The following is a 16756-nucleotide window of genomic DNA, read 5'->3' as shown; positions in this document are numbered from 1 at the left end:
GAATAATAAGTATGTCGGATGGTGCTCTGACCAAAGCAGACTTGGCCGAGAAGCTTTATGAGGATCTTGGCCTTAACAAACGCGAAGCCAAGGAGCTGGTAGAACTCTTCTTCGAGGAGATCCGTCAGGCTTTGGAGAACAATGAAGAAGTAAAGCTCTCGGGGTTTGGTAACTTTGAATTGCGTGACAAAAGCCAGAGACCTGGCCGCAACCCAAAGACCGGGGAAGAGATTCCTATTAGCGCCCGTCGAGTAGTTACCTTCCGTCCAGGACAGAAATTGAAGGCACGAGTAGAAGCTTATGTTGGAACCAAGTCATAACGACGAACTACCGGTTATTCCCGGAAAGCGTTATTTCACGATTGGTGAGGTGAGTGAGCTTTGTGCCGTCAAGCCACACGTACTGCGCTATTGGGAGCAGGAGTTTCCACAGCTGAAGCCAGTCAAGCGTCGTGGTAACCGCCGTTACTACCAACGCCAGGACGTATTAACCATACGCCAGATTCGCAGTTTGCTCTATGATCAAGGATTTACGATTGGCGGTGCCCGTTTGCAAATGGCGAATGATGCAACCCAACCGCCGCAAGATGCGCAATTATCCAGATTAGTAGATAAAATGCTGGGTGATTTGGAGCATTTGCTTGATTTGCTGAAGAGTAAATAAGCATTTTTTGGCTAATCCATAACCACTTGTTGCGCTTGGTTCTAACTCGTCATAAACATTAGGTTTTTCGTTAATTTCATTGTTGCAATCGAACTAATTTCGGGTATTATGCCGATCCCTTAAGTGAGCTTCTCAGTTCACTTATCAAAATGTCGGAGCGTAGCGCAGCCAGGTAGCGCACCATACTGGGGGTGTGGGGGTCGTGGGTTCAAATCCCGCCGTTCCGACCATCTTATCTTCTACACAAGATAGATCTTGTGATCATTACTTAACGTCCCGCTGTAATCATTTAAAACTCCACGATCAACTAACTGCTGGCTTTGTTTTTTCCATATGTTAGCTTTGCTCATTGCCTGTGCAGGTTTTTTCTTACTGCATATGACTCAGTTCCCGAGTGCCACTGGGCAGTTTTTGAGATAGTTTCTTTAACTTTTATTGCTGTCATTTCATTGATCCGGATGATTTTTCTCCGCTGATAGAATCTTTTTTATCGCGGTAAATACCCCTCGATTTTTATTGCAGTGATCTTACTTTGTGCGACTTATTAATAAGTACATGAGGTGATTTTTTTAGTCTATTTTATTCTTTAATGCTTTCTATCTTGTCTGCTTTTCAATCTAAACTAATAAAGCGATAAAATGCAATGGAGGCATTATGAACGTAAAACAACCCCTGATTTATACCTTGTCTGGTTCTTTGGCACTTATCTTATCTACCAATACTAGCGCAACATCGTTTCAGATATTGGAACAGAGTCCTGCATATTTGGGGCAAGCTTTTTCAGGTACAGCCTCTTATGTCTCAGATGCAAGCAGTATATTTTTCAACCCCGCTGCTATAGGAGAGCTGGAAGGAAGTCATTTGACTGTGGCGGGAAATGCAATATTTACTCGCGCCAAATTTAACGACCAAAATTCTAATACCAATGGTGCTCCAGGGAAAACGGATGAAACAGGTTTTGTTCCCAATCTATATTGGACATATCCGGTTGCAGAGCGATTAACGTTTGGCTTGGGCGTTAATGCTCCTTTTGGGTTGTCGAGTAAGTATCGCGATGATTGGGCCGGACGTTATCTTGCCACTTACAGTAATTTGGAGTTGATTAATGTCAATGCAGTGGCTGCCCTTGATCTTGGTGATTATTGGGCCCTTGGCATAGGACTGAATTATCAGCGTCTTGATGTGACATTGGAAAGCCGAGTTGATTCTACCCTGGGAATTAATCCACAACCTGCAACAGATAGTAGTGCACGCATCAAAGGTGATGATGATGACCTTGTTGCTGATCTAAGCTTATATTTTAAACCGTCAAGTTATACCCGTTTGGGATTGGTCTGGCGGCAGGGTGGCGAATTTGATCTGAGTGGCGACGCCAAATTTTCATTAAATGCACTGTGTAGCCCAGGGGCAGGTTATCCAACAGGAGTTCCACCCGCACCAACAACCGGTACTATTTGTGCGGCAATGTTAAATGCCAGGGCTGGTGATGCTAAGACCAGTATCGCATTGCCTGATACATTGACCTTCAGTATTTCTCAAGCTTTGAGTGAGCGGTGGTGGTTACATGTTGATGTTGCTCGCACGGAGTGGAGTAGCTTGCAAAGTGTAAATATTATTAACACTGGCAATAACCTGACTATCAGTGAACTGGAGTTAAAGTATAAAGATACCATACGCTATGCAGTGGGTTTGAGTTATCACCCTGGTTTTGCCTGGACCTGGCGTTTTGGCGTAGCGGCAGATGAGGCGCCGCAAACTAATCCTGAATTATTAAATCCACGGATTCCTGATCAAGACCGGATATGGTTTAGTACAGGATTTAATTATGAACTTTCAAAAAATGTATCTATAGATGTTGGCTACGCCTATATAAAAGTGGATAAGTCCCGTATTGAAAATACTGAACTGCAGACGGGGCATTATGTGGAGGGTGAATTTGATGCATCTGTTAATATTCTGGGGGTTCAGGGGAACTGGCGTTTTTAGTAGATGAGATTTAATAAAAGACCCGCTATATGGCGGGTTTTTTTATTAATAAATACTAAGTGATAGTATATGAATGGCCCGTTAAATCCATATTTTAAGATTTGTAATGCAGTAATTTTTTTATAAACGTTAATATTTTTTTGGAAGATTTTACTTCTTGGGTGAAGAGTTTCATTGCATTTTATCCAGGTGCAATGAATGGCTGGAGTCTTTATCCTGAATAGCCCGTTATGCCTGGAAATGAGTAAATTGTATGTATTGATTTTTATATTATTAATAGTCTCTTTTCGGCTTCTATGTTCATTAGTGCGACAAGAGTGGCTGGTGTTCGGCTGTCTATAAATGTGATTTTTATCACAAATTCTTGTTGCTTTCTTTTGGTGTATTTTTTGTTATATATTTTTGTAATTAATATTTCGTTTAGTTATTTTGATGCAGCAAGTATACCTTGACAGAGATTAATTAAACTTTACAATTATGACGCTATATTCATCATTGCCCATAGGTTTCATTTCAAATGTCCGTGTCGCAAATACACAGGGTAGGTGAGATAAGGAATGCTGAATGATTAGGCCGAGATGCCTGGCGATACGAAAACTCTGTATATTCCCCTCTAAATTTGTGTGCAGCTAGCAACTTAAAGTACATAGCGCTGTAGGAATTGTTTTTCTAAGGGAACAGTGGTATCGCCTTAACCATCTCTTAAATAAAGACGGAGTTAAGGATGTTTACGCAGGGCATTTATATGCAAAAGCGCAGTGTGGCTAGATGTGTGCTGTTTTTTTTGGCGTGTCAGTTTTTCTGTCATGCTGTGCATGCCGAACTGGATATTCGAGTTGCGGCGCCACTGTCCCCAATAAATTCCACTGTCCAATACACATTGGCTGTCAGCAATTGCTCTGCAGTGGCCAGTATCCAGGCGGGTGGCCAATCCAGCCTTGCCTCTTTTTCTGTTGCCGATGCGCGTCGGGATATTTCAACGCCAAATGTGTGTTTTATTGATTTTTCAGTTTACGGTTCAGAAGCCTTATATCCCCTGGCAAAAATCACTAAGGTCGATGGTGAAACTGTCCAGTACACAGAGTCATTTTCCTATGATGATGTATTGCCCTCCCTTGAATTTAATTCGGTAGCCATCGCCTCTGCTGACACCCAACAAAATCTGGTGGTAGCACTCAATGCCACCGATGATACCGATATCCAATATGTAGGATTCAGCGTTGCAGGATTGCGCGCTTCACATTTGCGTGAGACGGGTGGTGTTATCAGCGAAGCGCGTAAAAAAGCCTTTGCAAAGACAGATCAAATGGTCAGGGTATATCCCACTGGCAGTGACCAGCAGGGCTATATGCTTTCTCTGCCGATAGAGGGGACTTTATCTGCTGAAGCCATAGCGCAAGATGTGATTGTATTGATTGACGCTATCGCTGTTGATGCCTCCGGGAATCAGACTTCCCTTTCCAGGGTCGCCTTTACCGGCGATAGTATTCAGGAACAGCCAAAGTCACTATTGCTATCAAATAACAAAATTGTAATCAACAATATCCTCCAAACGCCGGTATTGAGACCGGCGATTGATTTTCAGTTCCGGGGAGTTGTTGATGTGTCTGGCCCCGGCAATGGTATTACCTATACCTCTTCACACCCTGAGCTGGTGGGGGTTACGGCTGGCGGGGTGGTTTATCCAATCAAAGAGACTGCCGCTACCGATGTCACCATCACGGTTTCCTACCCGGGGTTGGATACTATAGCTGTTCCGGTTGTGGTCGATTTCAGTAAGAATCTGGTCAGTATAGGCTTTAAGGATTTTGCCTCGGATGAGGCTTTTGAATTAAGCCGGCTAAATACGTTTTATGCACTGCCTGAGCTGGAAGGTGTATTTGATGATGGAACCAGGACACAAATATCATCAAGTTGGACACCCGTTATCACTATTGATAATGCTTATACCGCGATACTCGAAAAAAACCGGTTGGGCCAGGTTAAAGCCCAGTCGGTGATCCCCTCTTCAAGTCCGGCCTATATCGCGCTATCTTTACGTGAATTGGCCGGTGTTTCCTCTCTGGTTCCAATTATTGCGAAAGATGGTTTGCCGAGCATTGAATTAAAACTGCCGACCAGCGTGCAACCGGCACAGGAACTGCTGGTTAAGGCTTTGGTAGCAGACGATGTCGGTATTTCGGATGTACAGTTTTTCCTTGATGGCATGCCTATCGGCAATAGGAAGTCGGCGCCTTATGAATTGTTGATGCCTATCTCTGAAGAACTCCAGGGCAAAACCCTGACTATCAGTGCATTGGCTGTTGATACCGCAGGGCAAAAACAATTGTCTGTGGATTACACCGTACAGGTTATTGCCAAGCCTGCACCGGTCATACCACCCTATAAATTTGAATTACCTGTCGATGGCCAACGCAATGTTGAAAAATCCCCGCTAACCCTGCAGATATCCAGCTCGTTGGGCATTCTTCCTGATGTGATAACCAGCTCCGGCATTTCCCATGTCGAATTCTTTTTTGACGGCACCAAGATTGGTGAAGCGAGCTTTCCTTTGATGGAAGTTCGGCCCGTAAAAACGGAGGGCGGTAAAGATGCCGAGGAATTGGTGGAGCTGTGGCGCCTGGAGGCTAATGTACCCGCCGTATCTACCAGCGAAACCAGCCTGGCTATCTCCGCTCGTGTCCATGGTTTTAACAAAGGCGTTGCTGATGCCCCTGCAAAATTAATCCGTATTATTAAAAACAGCTCGCCGATTGCCCGTATATTGCAGCCTTTACCCGGCACTCCGCTGACCGTATCCCAGGAATCCACGATTGTTGCCGAAGTGACAGATGATACCTTGCCCTTGGGAACCAAGGTTGAGCTGTATGTGAATGACAAGTTTACGGACAGTCGAACCATAACGGGCGATGGTGCCAGTTTGAATAGCCTGGTACCAAAAACAGAAACGGTAAATTTTAAATATAAGCCACTGCCGAACCAATTGGGTGAGGTACTGCGCTTCCGTGTAAAAGTCGTGGATTATCACCAGGAAATTGGCTATTCCGACTATGTGAAGGCCAGTGTAAAGGGCGATGAACCTCCAACAGTAGCACTGTCAAATCCAACCGAAGGGGCGTCTTTCGTATCCGGCCTGTCAATTCCTATCCGCGCTCATGCCGTTGATGACATAGCAATTGCACGAGTAGATTTTTATGTCAATGAACAATTGGTCGGGTCGGATAAGGTTGCGCCTTATGCTTATGAATACGAAACGCCTAAAGGCATAAAAAAAGAACAGGCGCTGACATTGCATGCAGTAGCTACAGATACCGCTGGTCAGCAGGCAGAAAGCAACCGGGTGAGGGTGACGCTGGGGCATGATGAGGAACCACCGGTGGTTAACCTTGCCTCACCGGCTATTACGGGAAGTGATGCGGGAAAAGATATTGCCGATGTTATAGAAAATAGTGAATTTGTATTCAAGGTTGCGGGTTACGACAATGTTCGTGCAACCAGATTGGAAGTGAAAGGAATCCGGAAAGTGGGCAGCCGGTTTGTGCTCACCGGCAATGAAAATGATGTCCTGCGTGAAGACCAATTGCCGCTTCAGGATATTCCCGGTGCACTGCGTGCCTATTCCGCATTGGCATTGGTAACAGCACCTGCATTCTCGCAAGCCGAAAGTGTACCCTATGACCCATACCCGGTTTCTGTGGTTGTTTATGATGAAATAGGCAACAGTTCCCGTGTTGAAGCGGTTATTGCCATTCGCAAAGATGCCAAGCCTGTCGTAACCGATGCCTCCTTTAATCGCACCAGCTATTTCGCGCGTGATGCGTTGCAGACAACAATCCTGGCAAAAGACGATAAGGCCGTTGAGCGCCTTGAACTCAGGTATTTTGTGGGTTCGCAATTGCTGGTTACGAAAGTAATCGATAACACCAATGGCCTGGCACCTATGAGCAGGGTGCAGGTGTCAGATGAGCTGGGTTTGGCGTTATATGCCATAGCGAATCAGGATCAGCTCTTATCATTGCAGGTAACTGCCTACGATAAACTGGGACAGGCCTCAGATGTTTTGAACAAGTCTGTCCCTATAAAGCGCGACCAGACCCCGCCTTTGGCGGGTATTTCTGCGCCTATTCCCGGCAGCGTGCTTTATACCGGGGAGCAGTTGACTATTGGATGGCGGGCAGTCGATGAAAGCCGTATGGCGAGTATTGCGATCAAGGTTAACAATGCCAGTGTTCATTCCCGTACCGATTTAAACAAGAAAGAAGAATCTGGCTCGTTTGCGTATACGGTGCCTGCCGGTGTTGAGGAGTTGGTACTTGTTGTCACTGCAACGGATATTTATGGTAATCAGGCGGATACCTCCTGGATTTATGATGTCAGCGCAGATTTGCCCCCCGTTATTAGTATCCGCCATCCTGCCGCCGGCAGCCGCTATGTCGAAGGTGAAGCGTTTACCCTGAATGCCCTGGTCACAGATGATCGGCAATTACAGAAGGTTGTCTTTTTCTCGCGCCTGAATGGTATTGAAACCCCCGTAAAAGAGTACCAGGGCACAGAGCTCCAGAAAGTTATTAGTGGTAACCAGTATTTCAGTGCGCAATTCCGGGTGCCTAATAAGCCCGTCGATGGCTCGGTTGATATCGGCGTAAAAGCGCTGGATAACGGCGGCCATACAACAGAGCAATTGCTGGATTTGGTTATCCTTGATGATACGGAGCCGCCTGTTGTCGGGATGACTGTCCCGGAAAAGGATCTGGAACTCTATCCGGGCGAAAGTTTTGACGTATCAGGTACTGCAACTGACGATTTTTATGTGAATCAGTTATCCGCCGTGTTTGTGGATGACCAGGGACAGGAGGTTGTCGTTCCCTGGGAGGTGTTTAGCCGCACGGACCGCATTGAAGAAATTCGTATTCCGAATCCGGGAACCTTGGGTTCGGTTCTTGCCGCAACAAAAATATACACAGATTACAAGGCCAGGGTGCGTATCCCGGCAAGTTTTGCAAGTTATGCCGGCAAGTCGCTCGTGTTTAAAGTCAGGGCGGCTGACAATGGCATCAATAACAGTTTCTCTCCCTCTGTTAATGTATTGATCAAAGTTGATAATGAAGCGCCAAAAATCCAGCTCAAGAGCCCGGTTACCAAACTCTATGACCGTCAGCGGGTCAAGCTGGAGATCGCCTTGGCTGATAATGTCAATCTGAGCTCTTACCGTGTAACCCTTATTGATACCGAAACCCGGGTTATCCTCAGCGGGGACAATATCAATAAGCCGTCGCTGGGCATTACCAATTCCGATGTTATCGATTTGGCGCGCTATGCACCTATAGCGGCAACGGGTGCAGAATTTACCCTGCTGATTGAAGCAACCGATACCAATAACAACAAAGCCAATGTCTCTCACACCATCCAGGTGAGCCCGGATAGCCCGCCACAGCTATCACTTGTGTCGCGTCATCCTGATGGAGAACCCATGCAGGGAGCCCTGGCATTTTATCGTTTGCAGGTTAATGACGATTTTATTAGCAGCGCTGACCCGGCCAGGGCCTTTGTTGCCATGACCTCCCTGGGGGAGTTGTCGCTGCGGGAATTTACAGGCGGGGCGAGCACCGATGATCAGAATTTGACGCTTGGCAGGTTTTCATTTGCTTATCCTGAAGCGGGCGCCTCTGCCGGGCGCTTGTATGTGAATGAAAAGCCTTATCTGGAATTTATCGATGGCAAGGCTTTATTCCGTGTTGAAACCTCGACAGCCGTGTCATCGCTACAGATCAGTTTTTCCGATATTTCAGTGGATTATGAACTTGTGTTCAGCCCCTTAGATCCCTGTGCCGGTCTGGAGCAGACGGTAGTGATCCATGCCGCGGATCTGGCTGCTGATAATGGCAATCTTATCTTGTCAAAATGGCTGCCCAAGGATGTTGCTGATGTCGTGATTCGCCCGAAATTTACAGGAGCCGGGGCAGAGTTTATTCAATCCTATTTCAAAGAGCTGCATTTGGAGCGTGGCAGTATTCCTGATTCGCTTCAATACCTGGAAGGTGAAACCAAAAGGTTGGTGCCGCGCGCGGATCGTTTTACCCTCTATTTGCTCGATCAGTCCTCAGGCAGTGATAAAACCGGCTTTGTCCATATTAGCAATGCGCGACGGATTGTCTCCGCCGGTGAAATATACAATGAGTTCGTATCCATTCCCGCCGTGTTTCAGGGGCAAGCCTACACACTCTATGGCGTGGCCCTGGATCGCCATTCCCGTGAGCGGGGGATGTTGCCGGTAGAGCCCTTATTGCAAGGGATTATTGCACCGGACGATGCCTCGCCTGCGGTGACCATTGCGCAACCGGTTGATGGTGTTCAGGTGATGCGTAAAGCGCGCATACCTGTATCTGTGAATGTCTCTGATAACTCATTGGGGCTCGATAATCTGCAGTTGCTGGATGACAGCGGATTGGTAGCGAAGCTCGGTGGCGTGTTTTCAAAATCGAGCTACGGGTTTTTATATGATGTCCCGGATAGCTATCGTGCCGGCGACCTGAATCTGTCGGTGATTGCAACAGATCGCTCGGGAAGGTCAAATTCCCATCGGGTTACTTTGCCAGTGGTTGTTAATGAAAATCCGCAACTGGCATTTAAAGAGTTTGCGTCCTATAAGGTTGACGGTACTTATAGAAAAGTTATCAAGGATGCGAGCCGTATCAATTATGGTGAATTCTGGGTCAGGGTCGGTGAAACATTCCGTGTTATTACTGAATTGAAGGATGATGCGGGACTTGAAAGTTTTGCCGTTAATCGTATTAATCGTGACGGGTCCCGCACCGTAATCCACGCGCCGGAAAATTTGTTGACTGCATGTCCTAAGGAATTGGTAAGGCATGTGCCATCCAAGTCCGTAGAGATTGCCTTTGATCAGTCTGAGCCCACGGAATATGAAATCCTGCTCAGCGACAATGTAGGGCAAATTGCCCGCAGAACCTTCCTGGTCCATCCCCTGGCTAATGTTGCGCCGGAGATTCGCATCACCGCGCCTGCCAACAATCAATATATCGTGGCGGGTACTTTCCGTATCAAGGTTGGCATCGTTGCCAGTGACGATCGCTTATTGGGCGACCAGCAATTAAAACTCTTTGCCAATGGTGTGCAGTTACATCCCAGTAGCGAACTCAAAGAAGCGCCTGGTGGCGAGGGGGTTATCAAGCAGGCCTTTGATGAAATCTATGATGCTTTTGAAGAGAAGTATTCGAGAGATATCGCCGATGAGTTTGGCCGGCAGGATAGTCCATATGCCAAACAGAAAGTTTACATTTACTCAGTGCCGTCGGGGTTGATTCGCTACAACGAAAATATAACCCTCAGTGCGCAAATCCAGGATTCCGATGGCGCCATAGGCCGGGATGAAGTCACCTTTATTGGTGCCGCCGATGAAATTAACCCTGAGGTGGCCATAGTTCGCCCCGCTATAGGTTATGGCCCACCCGAGTTTTCGGATTTTGAATTGGCAATCCGCGGCTATGACAATGTCAAAGTGGCCAAGTTTGAAATCTATTCAACCTATGGTGTTAAGAAATCCGATGGCTCTTACCAGCAACTTCCCTATGCTGGCGCTATCCGTACCATCAATGCCATTCCCGATGCCGATGCCGATCCTATAACGACCAATAATATTGATACGCCGATATTTTCGCAGGAAGTTCATGTGGACCGTATCGCGGAAATTGCCAGCCGGTTTGCCGGTGTCCTCGTGGATGAAAATACCCGTTTTGATATTTGGCTCAAGGTCGTTGCTTATGATCCTTCCGGTAATAAGCGGATCAAGGAAGTCAGTTATCCGGTGCGGATTGACCAGCGTCCGGTTGTGGATATCGTCCAGCCATTGGATGGCAGCAAACAGGTTGAAAACACGGCTTTGTATGTCAATGTCAATGCCTATGATGATGTGGGCATAGATTCTCTGCGCCTGGTTGCCTACCACGGTCCCGAGCAGCAGGAGACCCAGATTTTCAATATGCTGCTGCGTCAACCTCCCTACAATTTCAGTGTCAACCTGCCGGCATTTGACCAGGATAATCCAGCCAATAATCGCGTCCGCCTGTTTGTCGAGGCAATAGACTCCTATGGCGCTGCTTATGGGGATCTCGATAAACATATCGCCAATGAAAGTATCAGCCTGGAAATTATTGGCGATGTGCCGCCGACAGTGGCCATTGGCAAACCGGTTTCGGGGCAGCGAATCACCGAGGGCGAATTCCTGCTGGTACAGGTGAACGCGGTTGATGATGTCGGTGTAGACAAGGTGGTGCTTAATGTAGCCAACCTGCTCACGGGTGACCGCAGTATTACCGATAGCACATATCCCTATGAGTTTCTGGTTGAGGTGCCTTATGGCCAGGCCGGCCGCGATTTGACATTAACGGCGGCAGTGACGGAAAAACGGCTTACCGGCACTGCGCGCACAGTAGAAACCTTGACGCCTGTGATTGTCGGTGTTGATAAGGATACGCTGGCTCCTGAAATTAGCGCCACATTGCCTTTGGCATCGGGGACAACAGTTGCCGAAATGCGCTCCTTACCCTATGACTTGCAGGTCAGGGACAATGTGCGGGTTACATCGGTGCGTACGCAATTGTTTGTCGATAAGGATGGCGACAATCAATTCAGCGACCAGGAGGAAATTTCCCAGGCCCTGCTGCTGGCGGCACCTTACAATGGACATTTGAGCGTCGGTAAGATTGCGGCATACCTTCCTCACCTGGCCGCCGACCAACTGCCGGATTCCCTTGCCATGTTGTTCCGTGTGACAGCGCGTGATGGTGCGGGAAATATTGCTACGCTCGAACGTCCCGTTACCCTGGTTCGCAATGCGGCGCCCACCGTACAGCAAATCCAGGTGCTCGATTCCCGTGGCAGCAATGTTGGCGATCAAGTGATGGAAGTCACCGCCGGGCGCGGCATTGTTGTCAATGTGATTGCCAACGATCCGGAAGCCGGCGTTAGCAATGTCAGTTTGCAGCAAGCCCTGGGCGCTAATGTCAACAATTTAAATTACGCGCAGGTTGGCATTGATTCCTCGGCTCCCTTCCAGTTCCATCTCCAGGTGCCGCAAGGGCGGGTTGGGGAATATATCAGCTTCCGCGCGCAGGCAACGGATGTCGACGGCAATGTATCGCCTTTATCCAGCCCCAGAACCTTGAAAATTGTTGCCGATCAACCACCGACGGCCACTATCGTTAAGCCCTCTAATAATCAATCCGTCATTATCGATGGCCAGGATCTGGAAATTGTTGTAGAAACATTTGACGACCTCGGTTACGAGGGGATCGACCGCGTAGTATTCCTGGTTAATGACAAAGCGGTTTACACGGCTTATGCCAGTGAGTCGCACACCAATGGTACATCTGCACAGGAGCATATTTATCGCGCGGTTATTACTCCGCCGGAAAATGTGGATGGATTTGCGATTCAGGCAATTGCCTATGATGTTGTGGGGCAGGCAGGCCTTTCACAAGTTGTGCATGTGGGACGTATTGACGATACGATTTCGCCCAAACTCAGTATCCTGCAACCTTTCAACCATGAAATCCTGACAGCCGGCGAGCCTGTGGTTGCCGCTGTTTCTGTGAGGGATATTGGCGTTGAGGCAGATCGCAAAGTCTTTATGCGCTGGATTCGGGAGGCGCAATCGGAAACCGGTGAATGGGTAACCCTGGCCGGCCCCAGGGAAATCCAACTGTATCGCAATGATACGGCGACCAACCGCCCGGCCATACCCTCCAGTGACCCGGATAATCATTACTTTATCTATTGGGCCGAGTTTTCCGATGGCAATCTGTTGAGTCGCAGTGCTGCAAAAAATGAGCGCTTGCGCATAGTGTCCCGTGTCGTTACTCCCAACCATGAGGTTGTTGGAGAAACACTGCATGAAGTCGGTATGCCTGTTAGCGAGCGCCGCTTCTTCAAGCCGACGGATGATAGCCTTGGTCGTGTTGCGGCCAAAACTGTATATTACGGTGCGCTTGCACAATATAAATCCAGCGAGCGTACTGGGGCTATGGTTGGTGCATGGTCAACGATAGATCCATCCCTGGTTGAACAGGGAGTAGGGCTTGATTACCCCATAACACCCGCATCATCTAGCTGTCCTGTTTGCACGGGTTTATTCCTGGCCGATATCAGTTCAGAACAACATGATAATGGGGATGTGTTTGTTTATTCTGAATTGGTTAACCGTGCCAGCCAAATTTTTGCAGGATCAATAGCTGAACTGCATGCTGATGCCAATTTCATCCTCGCCAGCAAACAGGGTATACCATCAGATCTTCTTTTATCCTCAGGTTCATCCAGCCAATTTGTAAATAGATTGAGTGGGCAATTGAGTGAAGCCGGTGGTGTTTATACGGAAAATCAAAATGGTGAATTGTTAATATTCAATATTCGCAATGGTGATGAACAATTCGGTTTACCCTATTTATTGGCAGGACGTGTAGATCTGCCCTATATCCAGGTTTACGGTGTAGATCGCAAGGATAGTGTTGCATTTGTGGCCAATGGTAATGGTGGTGTGCAGGTTATCGATATTTCAAAACTGGCTGCGCCTTATCATATTGGTTACATCAAGCCTAATGGTTATGCCCGCGATGTAAAAGTCCAGGGGCGTTTTGCCTATATTGCAGCATCGGAAGAAGGGATTGTTATTGCGGATATCCTCGATCCGTCACTACCTATTATTGCGCAGATAGATACGCTGGGCATTGCCAATCGCCTGCAGATTGTGGGTAGCAAATTGTATGTCACCGATATGTCTGGCGAGGGGCTGGTCTCCCAACTCAATGAAATTGATATCAGTGATCCCTACGGTCCCAAACTATCCCGTATTGTTGAATTGAAGCCTGCGCGCCAGGATTTGGTATCAAAAGGTGTATTTGATGTCCGTGTGGCGGGCAACCTGGCTTATGCAAGTGTGCTCTATGCTGATCAGGAAGATAAACCTGCCCAGACAGTAGTAGAGATTATCGACCTGGAAAAAATTGATGATCCAACAACGGACTCAACTGTCCCGGTTATGATTAATCGCCAGGCTACCCAGGATAACTATGCTGTGCGTGAATTGATCCTTGCCCGTGGTGCTATGCAGGTTGCTGCGGGTAAGCAAGGCATTAATCGCATTGAGTTGGCGGAATTGGTTGTCGCTGGTCACTCACCGGCGGCGGCTGAAAAACAGGTCAGCACAGATCTATCGGTGATTGATATTGAACTTTCTGCGGTATTGCCGCCGGAAACAAACCTCAACGATTACCTGCGCGTTTACCGCGGTGGTGTGATTGCCGATGCCGAAGGTAACTATGCTTTGGGTGAAGAGGTTACGGCGGATTTTGCTGTTGGCTTTGCACAGCGTAACAATGAGCCAGCTTATCGCTTCCTGGAGTTGAAACCAGCCGGTGAATTACAGGCCGGTACGGAATATGTCGTTGTTGTTAAAGCGGGCCTTACTCCGCTGACAGGGTATCCACTTGCCCGCGATTACAAATTCTCCTTCTTTACCTCCGCAGCGGGTTCCGCGCCTGCACCGGAGATAGTGTCCATATCACCAGCTATAGGCACGATTGATGGCGGAGCCCAAGTGGTTATTCGCGGCAGGTATTTCGGCAGTGTGCCGGAAGTTCGGATCGGCGGTCAGGCGGTGGTTATCGATGAGCTGATACCGGTTGATGCAGAGGGGTATGAACGCCTCCGGGTAACAACTACGCCGAACTATGCCGGTCCTGCGGCAGTGGAAGTTATGAATGATGCCGGTTTGCAGAATATCGTAATTGGCGGATTTACTTATGTGGATTTACTGCAAATTTCCTTCGTGTCACCCGCTGTGGTACGGGTCAATCAAACCGGTGCCAATGATGAAGTTGAAATTGTAGGTTATGGTTTCCATCCTGGGCTCACCCTGAAGGCCTATCCCAGTGGACAGCCTGATGTAGTCAATCAATACACGGTGGATAATGACAAGCTGCGCTTATACAGTGCACAGAAAATGTCCTGGCGTGTGAGCGATTTTGGTGATGACTATCGTGGCTTTGTCGATCTTGAATTGAGTGATAGTACCGGGCGCAGGTTCATACTGCCCCAGGCATTATTTATGGGCAAGCTGGGTGTTGCCAGAACCTTGGAAACCCGCACACCGTTTTCGATGAAGTTGATAAAGGATGAGCTTGAACGCCAGAGACAGGGCCTGCCTTCAACAATTGTGATTGATCCGCTCAAGTTGCCGCCCGGGCAAATTGCGGATCTGGCGTCAGATGACAAGCTGAATTTAATTTATGTGTTGGGTGCACCGGTTAAGCTGGATGGCGGGCCTGAACCTAAAAACATTACCCTTGTTGATGATTTCAATCATTTTATGGTTCCCGGCTGGATCAGCCTCGTGCATTACCAGCGCGATGCGCTGGGTGAGGCCGCACCTATGTTGGGCCTGGGTTATTACGATCTGCCCCAGGATCTCCATCCAACGGCCCTGGCATTGGGTGATACCCATGTGTATGTGGCGGCAGAGGGGTATGTATTTCCGTACATTGATACGCACTATGAAAACCAGCGCTGGATACTTGTCTATGATCGGGAAAACCGCTTACCTGGTAATTATGATAATTCGAGTGGTGCCAAGGATCGCGATATACTCTATAGCATTCCATTGCCGCTCAAGCGTGCCCCCAAAGCATTGTTGGTTAAAGATAGCCTCCTGATTGCAAATGCTGCTGATGAAGGTGTGGTTGTATTAAGTATTGCGGACCCTTTAAAACCGGCAATTGTGAAGGTCATTCAATCTGCTTTGCACGAAGGCCGATCAAAAGCGTTGAATATTTATGATATTGCAGTGATTGAGAATCGCCTGCATATCACAACAACGAAAGAAAATTATGTCTTTGACCTGACACAACCGAGTATCCCCCAGTTGGGTGTCCAGCCATTGGTTGTGCGTAAGGGCGTATCCGGTGGTAGCTTTAGCCTGAATACCACGGTGGCAACACTGAACACCCTGGCATTTGGCATGAATGGCCTTGAGTTGTTCGATGTGTCCAATCCCAATAGCCTTAAGTACAGCGGTCACTATGTCGATAACGGCTTCCCACTGCGGGGCAACTTAAAATCCATTGAGTCAGTCGGGACACTGGTTGCCCAGGTTCGCCAGGCCGGGTGTGGAAACTCCACCAGCCAGTATTATTTGCACTTGATCGATACCAGTCGTGCAGACCTGGTCGATGTTGTCGATGCGGTTAACCTTTCCGCGTGCCGCGCGTTCCAGACGCCAGAGGGTTATGTACGTTTCAACCTGAATCCGGAATCCGAGCCTGCACACTACACCGATGATGGTATTGTATTGGCCAGTATGCCCAATGGTAATCACAGCCTATTGGCTATGGTGGACACGTTAACTCCCGATATTGTATCCAGTTATCCGTCAGCCGGTGCTGTGGGGGTCGCGCGCGACCAGGTCATTCGTATTAAATTTACACATCCGATTCCCATCCCGAATTTGCAGACAGAAAATCAATATCTGTCTCGCTACCTGTCGCTCTTGCGCGATAACAACACTGCAGAGGGAGAGTCCGTTAGCTTTACCGTCTCTGTCGATGACCAGGATCCACAGGTTGTTCTGGTGACACCTGATCATATATTGGAAGCCAATGGTAAATACCGCCTTGAATTAAAGCCGGAGTTAGGCAGCCGTCGCAGTAGGGGCCTGTTTAACCATGTGATTCCTTTCACCACGGCACAGGGCACTGCGTCGGCTTTGGAAATCCAATCAGTTGCGCCAACGTTTATCACTGTATCCGGTGGGCAATTAGATGTGGTGGTTAAACATGCAATTGCACCGAGCTTCCTGATTTCAGGAGAAGCTGCTTCAGTGATCGCATCGGAAAGCCTGGGTAATAATCTGATACGTTACTCGCTGAATGCCCCGGCGCATTATCCCGGTGCAGCCACTATTACGGTTATTGAGAGTGATGGCCGCCGTGTGTCGCGCCTGGGCGCTGTACAGTATGTTGAGCCCCTGGTGTTGACATCCTTCACTCCGAAACTCGGCAGTGTTAATGGCGGAACCAAGGTTACTGTAGTCGGTAAA

4 protein-coding genes and 1 tRNA gene (1 of these 5 running past the window's edge) are annotated in these 16756 nt (G+C 48.1%); all 5 read left to right on the top strand.

From position 1 onward, the window contains the following. Positions 1–11: 11 nt before the first annotated feature. Positions 12–320, top strand: a complete 309-nt coding sequence (ihfA, locus tag CJA_RS12175; RefSeq protein WP_012488120.1) for an integration host factor subunit alpha — start codon at positions 12–14, stop codon at positions 318–320. Further along, positions 301–663, top strand: a complete 363-nt coding sequence (locus CJA_RS12170; RefSeq protein ID WP_012488119.1) for a MerR family transcriptional regulator — start codon at positions 301–303, stop codon at positions 661–663. The genes ihfA and CJA_RS12170 overlap by 20 nt, the downstream gene beginning before the upstream one ends. Before the next feature lie 153 nt (positions 664–816). Then, positions 817–893, top strand: a tRNA-Pro gene (locus CJA_RS12165). 424 nt (positions 894–1317) lie between these two features. Continuing rightward, positions 1318–2649: an OmpP1/FadL family transporter gene (locus tag CJA_RS12160; RefSeq protein ID WP_012488118.1), complete on the top strand. Its 1332-nt coding sequence runs from the start codon at positions 1318–1320 to the stop codon at positions 2647–2649. 745 nt (positions 2650–3394) lie between these two features. Beyond that, positions 3395–16756 carry the 5' portion of an RCC1 domain-containing protein gene (locus CJA_RS12155; protein WP_148208868.1) on the top strand. 24849 nt of this gene lie beyond the right edge of the window, so the window shows 13362 of its 38211 coding nt (coding positions 1–13362); it begins with the start codon at positions 3395–3397; its stop codon lies beyond the right edge, outside the window.

The organism is Cellvibrio japonicus Ueda107, from assembly GCF_000019225.1.
GTDB lineage: Bacteria > Pseudomonadota > Gammaproteobacteria > Pseudomonadales > Cellvibrionaceae > Cellvibrio > Cellvibrio japonicus.
Note: the sequence above shows the minus strand (reverse complement) of the source record. Positions and strands in the feature narration are given on the sequence as shown.

Excerpts from the sequence above, each read along its gene's own strand:
- ihfA (WP_012488120.1), top strand. The coding sequence starts at position 12 with ATGTCGGATGGTGCTCTGACCAAAGCAGACTTGGCCGAGAAGCTTTAT.
- CJA_RS12170 (WP_012488119.1), top strand. The coding sequence starts at position 301 with ATGTTGGAACCAAGTCATAACGACGAACTACCGGTTATTCCCGGAAAG.
- CJA_RS12160 (WP_012488118.1), top strand. The coding sequence starts at position 1,318 with ATGAACGTAAAACAACCCCTGATTTATACCTTGTCTGGTTCTTTGGCA.